Raw genomic sequence first — 13,050 nt, 5'->3', positions numbered from 1 at the left:
AGCGTGTTAAATGACCCCACAACGCATTCATCCGGTGGACGAGGTTTTGCCACTGCGACAGTTGTTCACGTTTGGCTTGCAGCATGTGCTGGTGATGTACGCGGGAGCGGTGGCGGTGCCGCTGATTCTTGGCAGTGCGATGGGGCTGACCTCGGCGCAGGTGGTGTTGCTGATCAACGCCAACCTGTTGACCTCTGGCGTGGCGACGCTGATTCAAACTATCGGCTTCTGGAAATTCGGCGCACGGCTGCCGTTGATTCAGGGCTGCTCGTTTATTGCCCTGGCGCCGATGATCATGATCGGCAAGGAATTCGGCCTCAGTCAGATTTTCGGCGCGGTGATCGCAGCGGGCTTTATCACCATTGCCTTGGCACCGGTGTTCAGCCGCTTGCTGCGGTTTTTTCCGCCGGTGGTGATTGGCAGTCTGATCACCATTATCGGCATCTCGCTAATGCCGGCGGCGGCGATCTGGCTGGGCGGCGGCAATCCCGACTCGGCGGATTTTGGTAATCCCGCGAACCTGTTGCTCGGTTTGGCGACGGTCAGCGTGACGCTAGTGATCTACGCCAAATGCAAGGGCTTTCTCGGCAACCTCAGCGTGCTGATTGGTCTGTTCGTCGGCAGCCTGATCGCAGCAGCCTGCGGTATGACTCACTTCAACCGTGTCAGCGAAGCGGCTTGGTTTGAGCTGAGTGCGCCGATCGCCTTCGGCGCGCCGGAATTCGCACCGGTGCCGATTCTGATCATGACCCTGGCGATGCTGGTGATCATGGCCGAGACCACCGGCAACTGCTTGGCGATCGGCAAACTGACCGGCAAACCGACCACGCAACAGACTCTCGGCAACGCGTTCCGCGCCGACGGCTTGTCGACCATGCTCGGCGGTTTGTTCAACAGCTTTCCCTACAACGCCTTCACTCAGAACACCGGTTTGATCGCGCTTTCCAACGTGAAAAGCCGCTTCGTCGTGGCCGCCGCCGGGGCAATCATGGTGCTGATGGGCCTGTTCCCCAAACTCGGCGCGTTGATCGCCGCCGTGCCGACGCCAGTGCTCGGTGGCTGCGCGATCGTGATGTTCGGCATGACCACGGTGGCGGGCATTCAAGAACTGTCACGGGTGCAATTCGAGGGGACGCGCAACGGCATCATCGTTGCGGTTTCGGTGAGTGTCGGGGTGCTGCCGATGTCCTTTCCGGCGCTGTTCGAACACGTCGGTCCGACGTTGAAACTGGTGCTCGACAGCGGGATTTTCCTCGGAGCGATCACCGCCATCGCCCTCAACATCCTGCTCAACAACGAAAAAAAATCGACCGAAACCCTCGGCGCTGAACTGGCCGACTGACCTTTTGTTTTCCACTGCCCAGGAGTTACCCATGAATCAATTCACTCAGCTCATCCCGGCTGGCGTCAGCGATCTGGATCTGGCGTTGTTGCGCCAGACCATCGCCTTGTCCGAGGCATCGAAACAACGCGGTCGCCATCCGTTCGCGGCATTAGTGGCCGACCGCAACGGCAAGGTGATTGTCGAAGCGGGGAATAACTCGATGCCGCCGGAAGGCGATCCGACGCAGCACGCCGAGTTGGTGGCGGCCGCCGCAGCGGCAAAATTGCTGTCGCCGCAAGAGCTGGAACTGTGCACGCTGTACACCAGCGCCGAACCTTGCTGCATGTGCGCCGGCGCGGTGTATTGGACCGGAATCGGGCGAGTGGTTTATGCCTTGTCGGAGCATGCCTTGCTGGGATTGACGGGGGATCATCCGGAGAACCCGACGTTCTCGCTGCCGTGCCGCGAGGTGTTCGCCAAGGGGCAGCGCAAGGTCAGTGTGCTGGGGCCGATGCTGGAGGAGGAGGCGGCTGAACCGCACAAGGGCTTCTGGTTGTAACCGCTTTGAAACGAAGCGCGCGTGGTGTGAGGTTGCGCTATCCAGAGACTTAAGAGTACTTGCTCGCCGAGAGGGAGAAGGTGCGAAGTTTTGGAACTGCCAGCCCTCGGCCGATGCCGAATGAGTAACCAGAACGAGGGCAAAGCAATGACTGAAGAAACAGCACAATTTCCAGAGGAAGAAGTACCTGATCAATCGACGCCGGCGCATTCCACAGAGGAAGAGCAAAAGCGCCTCAAAGATTTTAACAAGGAAGGCATCCCGCCCGGCAGCTGCTGATGGGTAGGCACTGGCTCGGGTCACGTACCTTCGGCGCGTCGCTTTGCGACGCGCCATGAGGCGTTGGCCCGTGCCTGTGCGGCCATCGGCGGGGATTTCAAGCGTGTGTGTCAACGCTGAGTGTCATTTGGATCAATGTTGCCTGCAGCGCGTGGAGGTTGCCAGCGCATACAGAAATCTGATTTTGAATCTCGATTGTTCTTTGAGCCTTCTCTTCTTCTGGCATATTCATTCTTTCGGTTTTAGCCAGCTCTGCTCTGCGAGTTGCAAGTTGTTGCTGTATCTCGGCAATTTGTTTTTTTATGAGCTCGACTGCACTAATAGGCTGTTTGACCGTATTAACACCTTCTTCGCTGGACTCAATTCTAATCTTGTCGTCGCTTGTGGTTTTCTTCGTAAGTGCTAGATGATTTTGCGAATCTGATTTTATGTGTTGGTTGTTCTCTGGTTTTTTCTTATAGATGGTTACGCTCATTGCACTGATTTTTGGCATGGCTAATTCTCTTGGCTTTCTCGGCTATAGGGCGTTGGGGCTATTGATCTCACACGGTTGCGCGTGAGTGCTCACTACGCCTTTTATGGTAATGAGTCTTCTGCATGTGGATATAGGAATTGTCTTGTTTTTATGCGCCATGGCTAGACGCGCAGAAACGACAAGGCTCTGAATAAATCAGAGCCTTGATATTGAAGATTGAAGAATTGAACGTGTTATTTCGATGTGTCTACGCTGGTTGAGCAAGAAAGCCGGTAATGCTCATAGTTCAAATCCTTCAGTCGTTCTGGAAGCTTGTAAGGGGCGGGGCAACTTTTACCCTGCCACTTGATTGTAATAATCCCTTGATCTTTGGTAACAAGCGCTAACGCCTTGCCGGTGGGGTCGGAAAGTGCCAGTTGTTTACCATCGGCATCCATCAATACCGCTCCGAATGGGAGGGGGTTGCCCTCGGCATCGTAGAGTTCGAACTGGATCCGTCTCCCTTTGCTGCCTTCGAAGCGCGCAAGCACTACTGAACCTCGTCTCGGTACGAGTTGTTGGGTGGCGTTGTCCAGCTCTATGTCACCGCCGAGATTTCGTGTGTCCAGCGTCACCCAATTCACCCGATAGGGCTGTGCGTTTGGAAGGACGGCATAGCCGTTGAGGCCGGTTTTCACGCCGGAGTAGCTGCTGACTTCTACCCCTGACATACCAGGCACTTCCACCATTGCGAATGTTTCGCCGACGGTCTGGCCCATGTTGATTCCCCCCGCGTGAGCCACGATCGATCCGGCCGCGCTCAGGTTTTGTGATTCATAACCGCTACCTCGGCTGTAGCCCAATCCCAGATCGCCCATCGCTGTCCGGGTACTCAGGCTGAGTGAGCCGGAGCGATCACCTTGCACACTGCGCCCGGTCTGTACGGAATAGTAGGTATCACTGTCTTCAGTCAGATAACCATTGATCCCGGCTTGCGTACTGGTGCCGGTGTTCTGATGATTGCTGGAAATATAGGCGCGAGGTGCGCGAGGTGTCGATCCGAGCGGGAATGAGATCGAAACGCTCAGTTGGGTGTCGTGAGTGGTGTCACCGCGTGCGCCGAACTCTTCGGTTTTACTCAAACTGATGTTGTAGTTCAGGTCGCGCCAATTGTTGTTGTAACCGGCGGAGAAGCTGCGCGAGCCGCCGCGATCCCAATAGCGCTGATCACTGGCATTCAAGTACAGCGAGCCGTACTGGCGCGCTTCGCCCAGGGTCTGGTTGACCGTGAGGTCGGTACGGGTTTTGGCGTTACCTGCGCGCCGTGTAGCGCCGGTGCTGGTGTCTTGAACGTGGTCGGTCAGCGTGCGGTAACCCTCGGTCGAATAACGATAGGCGGCGAGGGTGAAGCTGGTATCGGTGCCGGTGAAGGTCTTTGCATAGAGCGCGCGTACGCTGCTGCCCTGGGTCGTTTTACCGAATGCCTTGCTGGACGATTGCGTCACGTCCAGCGACATCGCGCCAATCGAAGTGTTCTTCGCCGCACCGACGGAAAGCGCCTTGAAACCATTGCTGGCCTGAATGCCGGCAATGCCTGTCAGGTTGCTGGTCAGACCGTAGGCGAAAGTGCCGCCCAGGAAGGCCGGCTTGTCGTAGCCCTCGCTGTTGTTGTTGAATTTGCCGCTCGACAGGCTGTACTTCAACTGTCCCTCACGCACCATCGTCGGCAAGGCGGAGAACGCCTGCCGGGTGACCTTGCGCCGACCATCCGCCTCGACAATGGTGATCTCCAGATCGCCATTGGAACCCGATGGATAGATATCACTGATCTCGAACGGCCCCGGCGGCACGTTGGTGGTGTAAAGAATGTAGTTATCCTGGCGGACCTCGATCTTCGCATTGGTTTCAGCCACGCCACGAATGATCGGCGCATAGCCGCGCTCGCTGTCTGCGCGCATGCCCTCATCAGAGGCCACCTTGACGCCTTGATAGCGCACGCTGTCGAACAGATCCGAATCGGAAAATATTTCACCCGCACTCAGTTGCCCCTTGATCGCCGTAAGGTCGCGCTGGATGAACGTGCGATTGCTGACAAACCGATTGGGCCGGCCGGTGGCACTGCTCAGATTGGACTCGTTGCGCAAACGCCAGGCACCGAAGTTGATGCCGTTGCGCAGCCCCAGATTATTGGAGATTTGCGTCGAGTAATCGGTTTTGCTGCGGGTGCTGCTCAACTGATAGTTGATGAATCCGGCGGCCACGCCATCGTCCCAAAGCTCTGGGTCAACATAGCCGCGCATGCCGCGTGCCATAGCAACCTGCGGCACGCTGATATTGAGGCGCAGGCGGTTGGCGTCAAAACTGATACTGGCTTGCTCGATCATCGACGCAAGATCGTAGTGATCGGCAGGCCGTTGCTCATCAACCAGACCTTGCTCACGCAGTTTGCGCATGTCCACACCCAGCTGCTGTAACAATTCCAGGGTGATACGTGGCTCGACTTTGCCGTTGAGCGGGTTGGCCGCGAAATCAACGTCGCGACGCCCGACCAGCGTGCCGTTGCTGAAAACGTCAACGCGATATCGGCCAGGCAGAACGCTGTTGGCATTCAACAAAGGCTGCAGATCGACCGCCGATGAACCTTCCAGAAACAAGGTATTGAACGCTTCACCCGCTACCGCGGCCGGGGCTTCGGCACCCATGGCGAAGCCACAAATGGCCATGTTGATGGCAAAGCACAATGGATGCAGGCAGCCCAACGCCGTTTTGCTTTTATGGCGCACAACGTGATGCTTTACACAACTTGAAGATGTGTGGTGTTGGGAGGAGAACATGCAATTTGCCTTATCAGTCCGTGTTGCTTCAACCGGAGTCCGGAACTCGTAAATAGCTTGTGAATTGGCGGGGTGGGGCGAGGAAGTTACTGGGCGGATGCATCTTTCACGCGCTCGGCATGACTTTCGGTAGCGCTGAGTGGTGCATCGAATCGTTGTTGTGCGCCGTAATCATTAATGGCCGAAAAAGTCAGGCGTGGAGAACCGGATGGCAACGCTTTCAAATTGAACGAACGAACTTCGCCCGGAACGATCATTGTCGAATCAATCACCAGTTCCGCTTTATTTCCAGCAGCGACTTTCAGGTCGGCCAGCGATACGTGGTAATTGCTTTGATTTTTTACTTTCAGTACCGACTTGCCAGCTTGCGTGACCAATTGCCATACAAGTTGCACTGGCGCTTGCGCAGCGTCACCGGTGAGTCCGTCCGGGCGGAAGAACACCTTGATGCGCTGACGCACCGCCAATTGCAGCGTATTGACATCGGCAGCGCTGGCCTGAGGGATTTCCTGCACGTTCAGCCACACCACTGACTCTTTGTCTGCAGGCATGCCGCGGCCTTCATAGAGAATCCTCAACAGTTGCTGTTGATTGGGTTCGAGTCGGGCCAGCGGTGGAGTCACCGCAAATGGCGGCGCGCTGCCAGCCGTGTCGCCGGCATCCAGCCACGATTGCGCCAGGATGGTTTGCCCGCCGTTGCGCACGGTGACGTTCGCCTCTTTGTGCGCGCCATCGAAAATGATCCGGGTGGAACTCAAGGAGATGCTGGCGAATGCCGAGTGCGTCATCAACACCCCGGCAAGCCCCAGGCACAGCGGAAAATAGCGACTTAACATAGTTTTCACCGATTGATCTGGTGGGGAAGGACGAGGCACAGCGGCCCCGTCCAGGTATTGCGTGCTGCTTATTCGTATTCGAGAACGAACGGCAGAGTGGCGTTACCGGTACCTGCAGTAGCGGTGGTCTTGTCGCCGGTGGTGACGTAAGCGGCTGCGAACGACAGGGTGCCGTCGCCGCCAGTGGTGCCGTCGCCGGTCAGACTGGTCTGTACTTTGGCAGTGGCTTCAGAGCTCAGGTCGATCAACTGGCCGTTGCTGTCCAGCAGCGCGATACCTACGCCTTTGGCCGCATCAGTACCTTGCAGCTTGAGAACTTTCTTGCCATCAACCAGGCCCGAACCACCGTTTACGGTTGGTTTGAACAGCATCGACACTTTGGTGCCGGCGTTGCAGTTCACTTTCAGGTTGAAATCGTTGGCAGCCACGCGACCAGCACCCGGGGCAGAATCGGTGCCCATGTCTTTGATCGATACGCTGCCCATGTCCACAGCGATCATCTTGTCGTTACCCGAAGCGCCATCTACCGAGCACGCGTCGTTGTTGATGACGCCGGTGAAACTGATTTGACCGCTGCCGCCCTTGACGGCTTTAGCGGCTTCTTCAGCCAGTGCGCCAGTGGAGGCAGCCAGTACGGAAAGAGTGAGTACTGCGAAAGCGAACTTTTTCATGTTTATATCCGAAGTTATTGTGAAGTGCTGCATTGAAATGCCAGGCCATGTTAGGTCGGTGATAGCGGTGGGTCTTTGAGATTTGTCTTAAAGCGTGGCAAGTGCGAGTTATTCAGCAATATCGGAAGTGCGTGTTTATATTTTCAGTCAATTGTATGGCGGACTAAATGAGACAATTCTCAAAGTCGCACGGGCTCTGTCTGGTTAGTATTCGCGGACGCAGAAATTCTCAGTCAATGCAAAGTTTGTGAGCAATCTTTCTGTTGGAAGATGATTCAGGCTTTTCGCTATTAATGGCTGATAGAAAGAGGTTCCCGGTTTGTGAACACGCTTCGTATATTGGTATTGGAAGATCACGCCTTCCAGCGCACGGCTGCGGTCAGCGCGCTTAATAGTCTGGGTTACAAAAATATCTTTCAGGCGGCTGACGGCAAGGATGCGCTGGCTGTGATCTCCCAGGCAGGAGGTGTGGACGTTGCGTTGTGTGACTTGAGCATGGCCGGGATGGATGGTTTGACCTTTTTGCGCCTGGCGAGAGAGGCCGGATTGATACGCGCAGTGATCATCTGCAGTTCATTGCCTGAAGACTTGTTACGCACGGTCGATCGAATTGTCACGTTGCAGGGCCTGGAATTGCTTGGCAGTGTCGGCAAGCCCTTGATGGTAGATGTACTGGCGCCATTGCTGGCTCGCTATCGGCCGCACAGCCAGGTCGATGCCAAACTGGCGGAAAGTCATCTCGATCAGCCTACGGAGAACGAAGTACTGGAAGCGATACGCCGGCAGGAATTTCGCGCGTACTTCCAGCCCAAGTTTCACCTGCGCAGTGGTGAGGTGGATGGCGCCGAGGTGCTGGTGCGCTGGCAAAGCCCCAGTCGCGGGTTGCTTTCACCGGGTATGTTTCTGCCAACGATCGAGCGTTGCGGACTGCTCGACGAAATGTTTTTCAGCCTGCTCACGCAAGGCCTGAGTCTGCAGCGTTTCGTGCAGTCCCACGGCAAGCCGTTCAAGCTCGCCTTCAATCTCGACGTCACGCAGATGGCCAACCCGAATCTCGTCGACCGGATCAAGGCGCTGTTGCGCATTCACGGCGCCTCGCCAGCCGGGCTCATATTCGAGCTGACGGAAACCGGTCTGCTGCAGATGCCCGAGATCAGCATGGAAAACATGGTGCGTCTGCGCATGCTCGGCTTCAGCCTGGCGATCGATGATTTCGGTGTCGGCTATTCTTCGCTGGAACGACTGTGTCAGATGCCGTTCAACGAAATCAAACTCGACGCCGGTTTCGTGCAGAATTTCCAGCAGGCTCGCTACAGTGCAGTTATCCACGGTGCACTGGCCTTGGCGCGCGAGCTGGACATGCGAGTGGTCGCAGAAGGCATTGAAACCGCAGATCAGGTCCATCACCTGGCTCGACTCGGTTGCCAGTGGGGGCAGGGCTTCTTCTATGCTCGACCCATGAATTGGGCGCATCTGGTCGATTGGCGTTTTGAGGGGCAAAAATCGTCCTGGCGCCGGGCAATAGGCACGTCCGACCTTTGATCCGCGCGCGCGGTCTGACTTTTGGGACAAAGCCCTATTTCGTCACGTCTTCAAAACAATCATCATGTGACGAGAAATCAATCAGATGCACCTGAATGCTTCGGTGATGCCCGGGATCGGCTGCGGTTGCCAAGTGCTGATGATCCTTCAACCCTCCTCATCATGGAGCTGTTCATGCATTGGTCAGTCGTGAATCCGTTACGCGTTGCCATCCTTGATGATCACTCGCTCATACGTCTGGCGATGAAATCGCGGCTGACGCGCGAAGCCGAGTTCAGTGTCGTGGGCGTGTACGCGAGCAGTGCGCAGTTGCTCGCTGGATTGCGCGAGACCGAAATCGACCTGCTGATACTCGACTACAAGCTGCACGATGGCGAGCTGGACGGGCTTAATCTGATTCGCCTGCTGCGCAAGCAATATCCGGGCATGCGCATCCTCGTCTCATCCTCCGAAGAGCGCCCGGCAGTAGTGAACATGGCGATCGGAGCGGGCGTCAGCGGATTCTTCGGCAAGTCCCAGCCAGTCGATGACCTGATCACCGGCATCCGCTGCGCAGCGTCCGGCCAGTTGTACCTGTCGCAGGCAATGGCCTTCGAACTTGATGTGCTGCCTGTGTCAGTCGATGAGCCTGCTGGTAGCAATGATGACGGCGCGGCGCACAGCGACGATTTTCTGAGCAATCCTCTGCTGTCGCCGAAAGAGAAAGAAGTCTTGCGCTGCTGCCTCGAGGGTATGGGGGTGACGCAGATCGCTTTGAAGTTCTCGCGCAGTCGCAAAACCATCAGTGGGCAAAAACAGGCCGCTTTCAAAAAGCTTGGCATTCGTGGTGATGCAGAGCTGTTCAAGTTGCAGCACAGCCTGACAGCCGACAACCAGGGATAACTCGCTTATGTTTCATCTGTTGCGCGGTGTTTTGCTAGTCAGTGTGCTTTTCGTGTTCGGTAGCGGGTCGTTGTGGGCAGCAGAGCCGCGCACTCTGCAGGTGTTCGGTCGATCGGACTGCAAGGAGGTGCAAGTCGATCTGGGCAATGAAGACTGGAGTTGGCTACGGCAGAAACGCAGCCTCGTATTGGGATCGGCGCTTCCGGATTTTCCGCCCTATGTGATGACCGCAAGCGGTACGCGTTATGAGGGGATTGCCGCCGACATTGCCTGCATTATCGGCCAGGCCTTGCATGTCGACGTTACCGTCAAGGCTTATCCTGACCGTCGCGACGCCATGGCGGCGCTTGAACGCGGCGACATCGACATGTTGGGCAGCTCCAACAGTTTCGAGTTGATCGACGGTCTCGTCACGCTCAGCAAACCTTATGTCGAAGACCTGCCGGCGATGTTCATGCGCGGCGATGATCGGCGACCGATGCCGGCCAATCTGGCCGGTTTGCGTATTGCGGTTGCCGACGATTACCTGCCATCCAGTCAGTTGCATGGCTTGTATCCCAACGCCGAGTTCGTGCTTTTCCCGTCGAACGAGTTAGCACTGGCTGCGCTGGCGTTTGGCAAAGTCGATCTGTTTCTGGGCGACACGGTGTCCAGCAACTATCTGATCAACCTCAACTACTTCAACTATGTGCGCCTGCACTCTTTCGTCAAAACGCAAACCAACGGTTTCAGCTTTGCCCTGCGCCGAGGGAATGATCAATTGTTGCGTCTGATCGACTCGGTCATTGAGTCGATTGGTGAGGGCAAGATAGCCGAAATCACCAAGCGCTGGTCCGGTGGCGGCGGGGCACTGACACCCAAACGTATCGATCTGACACCCGGCGAAGCACGCTGGCTTGAGCTGCACCCGGTCGCGCGGTTCGTGATCAATGACGACCAAGCGCCATTTGCGTTCTTTGATGGCGATGGCAACTTTGGCGGAATCGGCGCCGATCTGCTGGAACTGATTCAGCGGCGCACTGGTTTGCAGATCGATGTAGAGCGCACCGACAGTTTTTCCAGCTTGAGCACGCGCCTGCTTGATGGCAGCGCTGATATCTCGTTGCTGACGCCAACCGTCTCCCGTGAAGTCGGTATGCGTTTCACCCACCCGTTCCTCGCCAGTCCCTTTGTGATCGTCACCGCCAAGGAAGCTGGCGCGCCTTCAAGCCTGCAGGAGCTACGCGGCAAGCGCGTCGCCGTCCCCGAGAGCTCCGCAGAGCGTGAGCTGCTCAAGGATTATCCCGACATTGAAATTGTCGACAACGAGACAGTGCTCGGCGCTCTGGCTGACGTGAAGGATGGGCGAGCAGACGCGATGATTACCACGCTGCACAGTGCGCGCTATTACATCGCTCACATCTACAGTGACAGTTTGCGCATCTCCAACATCGTCGGCATGAACAAGGGTTTTCTCGCCTTCGCCGCCCGACGTGCCGATACCGAACTGGTCAGCATTCTGAACAAGGCTCTGCTGAGCATTCCACCCGATGAGCTGGACGTAATCCTCAACCGTTGGCGCCCCATTGCTGCGTTCTCGGGCTTGTCATGGCGCGATTACAAGACGTTGATCTACCAGATCAGCGCTGGCGCTTTCTTGATTATCCTCGGATCGCTGGCGTGGAATTTCTATATTCGCCGGCAGATCCGCGAGCGCAGTCGGGCAGAGCGCTTGCTCGGCGATCAACTGAAGTTCATGGGGGCGCTGATCAACGGCACGCCGCATCCCATTTACGTTCGCGATCGGGAAGGCCGGCTTGTCACCTGCAATAACAATTATCTGCAAACGTTTGGCCTGCTGGAAAAGGACGTGATCGGAAAGACCGTGCTCGAAAGCGGCAAGCGCAATCGCCAGGAAGCGTTGCAATTTCACGATGACTATCTGCGTGTCATCGAGCGGGACGAACCTTACGAGGTGGATCGCACGCTGCATGTCGGTGAAACGCGGCTGATCATTTATCACTGGATCCAGCCTTATCACGACACGACGGGCGAAGTCAGAGGCGTGATCTGCGGCTGGATCGACATCAGCGAGCGCCGCGAACTGATCGAAGAGTTGCGTTCGGCGAAAGAGCTGGCCGATGAGTCGAGCCGCGCCAAAACCACATTCCTGGCGACCATGAGCCACGAAATCCGTACGCCGATGAGCGCCGTGATCGGCATGCTTGAACTCACACTCAAGCGCGCCGAGCAGGGCCACTTCGATCGACCGGCGATTGAAGTGGCCTACGACTCGGCCAAAGGCCTGCTGGAGCTGATCGGCGACATTCTCGATGTGGTTCGCATCGAGTCTGGGCATGTCAGTCTTTCGCCGAAACGCGCCAACCTGCGCGAACTGGTGGAGTCCGTGGCGCGGGTGTTCGACGGCCTGGCCAGGCAGAAGAGCCTGGTATTGAAACTCGATATCGACGCCACTGTCGGCTGTGACGTACTGGTTGATCCGATGCGCTTCCAGCAGGTGCTCTCGAACCTGGTCGGCAATGCCATCAAGTTTACCGATACCGGGCATGTCAGCGTCTCTATACGCGGCCAACGCCTTGCTGACGAACGGTTGCAGGTCGACTTGAAAGTCGAGGACACAGGCATCGGCATTTCCAGCGCTGATCTGCAGAACCTGTTCCAGCCGTTTTCGCAAGCCAATCACGGCCCCTCGAACCGGGGCGGCACCGGTCTGGGGTTGGCGATTTCACGCTCGTTGTGCGAGTTGATGGGCGGGCGACTGAATATAACCAGCACCTTGGGCAAGGGCACCTGCCTGGAAGTGTCGCTGTTCTTCAATATCCTCAGCCCGCTCGGCGGCAAGGTGCTGCCTGTCTCGGTTGTCCAGGACAAGCCAGTGCCGACGCTGCGGATTCTGGTAGTGGATGACCAGAGCGCCAACCGCCTGTTACTGACGCAGCAGCTCAGCTTTCTTGGTCAGGCGGTGCGTGATGCTGCCGATGGTGCGCAGGCATTGGCATTGTGGCGCTCTGAGCCGTTCGACATTGTCATCACGGACTGCAACATGCCGGTCATGAACGGCTATGAACTGGCCCGCACCATCCGCCAGGACGAACGCGACAGTGGTGGCGCGCCGTGTATCGTCTTGGGCTTCACAGCCAACGCGCAGCCGGAAGAAAAAGTGAAATGCCGAGAGGCGGGGATGGATGACTGTCTGTTCAAACCGATCAGCCTCAGCACCTTGTCGACCCTGCTTGCCGGCTGGGAAAAAGATGTCGAAACCGAGCCAGTTGAGAGCCCGCCTGCGACGGGTACCAAGGAGCTGGGATCGATTCGCGAGCGTCTGAACGAGCTCACCGGAGGCGACCTCGACATGATGAAAGAACTGCTGCGCGAGGCGCTGTCGAGTTGTGAGAAGGATCTGGAGGAGCTGCATTCGCTGATACCCGAAAGCGATCCCGGGTTGTTGGCTGACCTGGCACATCGGATCAAGGGCGCGGCGCGCATCGTCGCCGAGCATCAGGTCATCGAGGCGTGTAACGAGCTTGAGGCCGAGTGCGAAGCGCCGGTCATCGATCCACTGGATATCAATCGCAGCGCGTTGAAGCTTGAGCATGCACAGGCTGATCTGATCAAGAAAATCAAACGGGTCGAGCTGTAATCCGTATTGACGCAGGGCCCTGCTGACTG

At 57.0% G+C, this 13,050-nt stretch carries 10 protein-coding genes; 6 read left to right on the top strand and 4 right to left on the bottom strand.

The annotated features are described in order from the left end of the window. Positions 1-10: 10 nt before the first annotated feature. From GTU76_RS00515 to GTU76_RS30235, 3 genes are all read left to right on the top strand, one after another. Positions 11-1,342 (top strand): nucleobase:cation symporter-2 family protein, encoded by a 1,332-nt coding sequence (locus tag GTU76_RS00515; protein WP_180697814.1) that lies wholly within the window; start codon positions 11-13, stop codon positions 1,340-1,342. Positions 1,343-1,373: 31 nt separating this feature from the next. Continuing rightward, on the top strand, positions 1,374-1,883 hold the full coding sequence (locus tag GTU76_RS00510) for a nucleoside deaminase (protein ID WP_016986834.1): 510 nt from the start codon (positions 1,374-1,376) through the stop codon (positions 1,881-1,883). A gap of 147 nt (positions 1,884-2,030) precedes the next feature. Then, positions 2,031-2,162, top strand: coding sequence for a hypothetical protein (locus GTU76_RS30235; RefSeq protein ID WP_086936038.1), 132 nt, complete (start codon positions 2,031-2,033; stop codon positions 2,160-2,162). Positions 2,163-2,259: 97 nt separating this feature from the next. On the opposite strand, the gene GTU76_RS00505 is transcribed toward GTU76_RS30235, so the two are convergent. The 4 genes from GTU76_RS00505 to GTU76_RS00490 form a co-directional block, all read right to left on the bottom strand. Beyond that, complete coding sequence (locus GTU76_RS00505) at positions 2,260-2,655, bottom strand: hypothetical protein (RefSeq protein ID WP_077572908.1); 396 nt, start codon at positions 2,653-2,655, stop codon at positions 2,260-2,262. 215 nt (positions 2,656-2,870) lie between these two features. Continuing rightward, a complete protein-coding gene (locus GTU76_RS00500; protein WP_016986832.1) occupies positions 2,871-5,318 on the bottom strand; it encodes a fimbria/pilus outer membrane usher protein in 2,448 nt (815 codons plus the stop codon). 218 nt (positions 5,319-5,536) lie between these two features. Then, positions 5,537-6,286 (bottom strand): fimbrial biogenesis chaperone, encoded by a 750-nt coding sequence (locus GTU76_RS00495; RefSeq protein ID WP_127930401.1) that lies wholly within the window; start codon positions 6,284-6,286, stop codon positions 5,537-5,539. A gap of 68 nt (positions 6,287-6,354) precedes the next feature. Beyond that, positions 6,355-6,957, bottom strand: coding sequence for a fimbrial protein (locus GTU76_RS00490; protein WP_016986831.1), 603 nt, complete (start codon positions 6,955-6,957; stop codon positions 6,355-6,357). A 321-nt stretch (positions 6,958-7,278) separates the two neighbouring features. Here GTU76_RS00490 and GTU76_RS00485 point away from each other — a divergent pair, with 321 nt between their 5' ends. The 3 genes from GTU76_RS00485 (at position 7,279) to GTU76_RS00475 (ending at position 13,021) form a co-directional block, all read left to right on the top strand. Further along, positions 7,279-8,499 (top strand): EAL domain-containing response regulator, encoded by a 1,221-nt coding sequence (locus GTU76_RS00485; RefSeq protein WP_077572905.1) that lies wholly within the window; start codon positions 7,279-7,281, stop codon positions 8,497-8,499. Positions 8,500-8,673: 174 nt separating this feature from the next. Beyond that, a complete protein-coding gene (locus tag GTU76_RS00480; RefSeq protein WP_034154080.1) occupies positions 8,674-9,381 on the top strand; it encodes a response regulator transcription factor in 708 nt (235 codons plus the stop codon). A gap of 7 nt (positions 9,382-9,388) precedes the next feature. Continuing rightward, the gene (locus GTU76_RS00475; RefSeq protein ID WP_180697812.1) at positions 9,389-13,021 is read left to right on the top strand and encodes a transporter substrate-binding domain-containing protein; all 3,633 of its coding nucleotides are present in this window, start codon (positions 9,389-9,391) and stop codon (positions 13,019-13,021) included. The last annotated feature ends 29 nt before the right edge of the window (positions 13,022-13,050 follow it).

It is taken from the genome of Pseudomonas crudilactis (assembly GCF_013433315.1).
Taxonomy (GTDB): Bacteria; Pseudomonadota; Gammaproteobacteria; order Pseudomonadales; family Pseudomonadaceae; genus Aquipseudomonas; species Aquipseudomonas crudilactis.
The sequence above is the reverse complement of the archived record's forward strand: the minus strand, read 5'-3'. Positions and strand labels throughout refer to the sequence as shown.

Excerpts from the sequence above, each read along its gene's own strand:
- GTU76_RS00495 (WP_127930401.1), bottom strand. The coding sequence starts at position 6,286 with ATGTTAAGTCGCTATTTTCCGCTGTGCCTGGGGCTTGCCGGGGTGTTG.
- GTU76_RS30235 (WP_086936038.1), top strand. The coding sequence starts at position 2,031 with ATGACTGAAGAAACAGCACAATTTCCAGAGGAAGAAGTACCTGATCAA.
- GTU76_RS00515 (WP_180697814.1), top strand. The coding sequence starts at position 11 with ATGACCCCACAACGCATTCATCCGGTGGACGAGGTTTTGCCACTGCGA.
- GTU76_RS00505 (WP_077572908.1), bottom strand. The coding sequence starts at position 2,655 with ATGCCAAAAATCAGTGCAATGAGCGTAACCATCTATAAGAAAAAACCA.
- GTU76_RS00475 (WP_180697812.1), top strand. The coding sequence starts at position 9,389 with ATGTTTCATCTGTTGCGCGGTGTTTTGCTAGTCAGTGTGCTTTTCGTG.
- GTU76_RS00500 (WP_016986832.1), bottom strand. The coding sequence starts at position 5,318 with ATGGGTGCCGAAGCCCCGGCCGCGGTAGCGGGTGAAGCGTTCAATACC.
- GTU76_RS00480 (WP_034154080.1), top strand. The coding sequence starts at position 8,674 with ATGCATTGGTCAGTCGTGAATCCGTTACGCGTTGCCATCCTTGATGAT.
- GTU76_RS00490 (WP_016986831.1), bottom strand. The coding sequence starts at position 6,957 with ATGAAAAAGTTCGCTTTCGCAGTACTCACTCTTTCCGTACTGGCTGCC.
- GTU76_RS00510 (WP_016986834.1), top strand. The coding sequence starts at position 1,374 with ATGAATCAATTCACTCAGCTCATCCCGGCTGGCGTCAGCGATCTGGAT.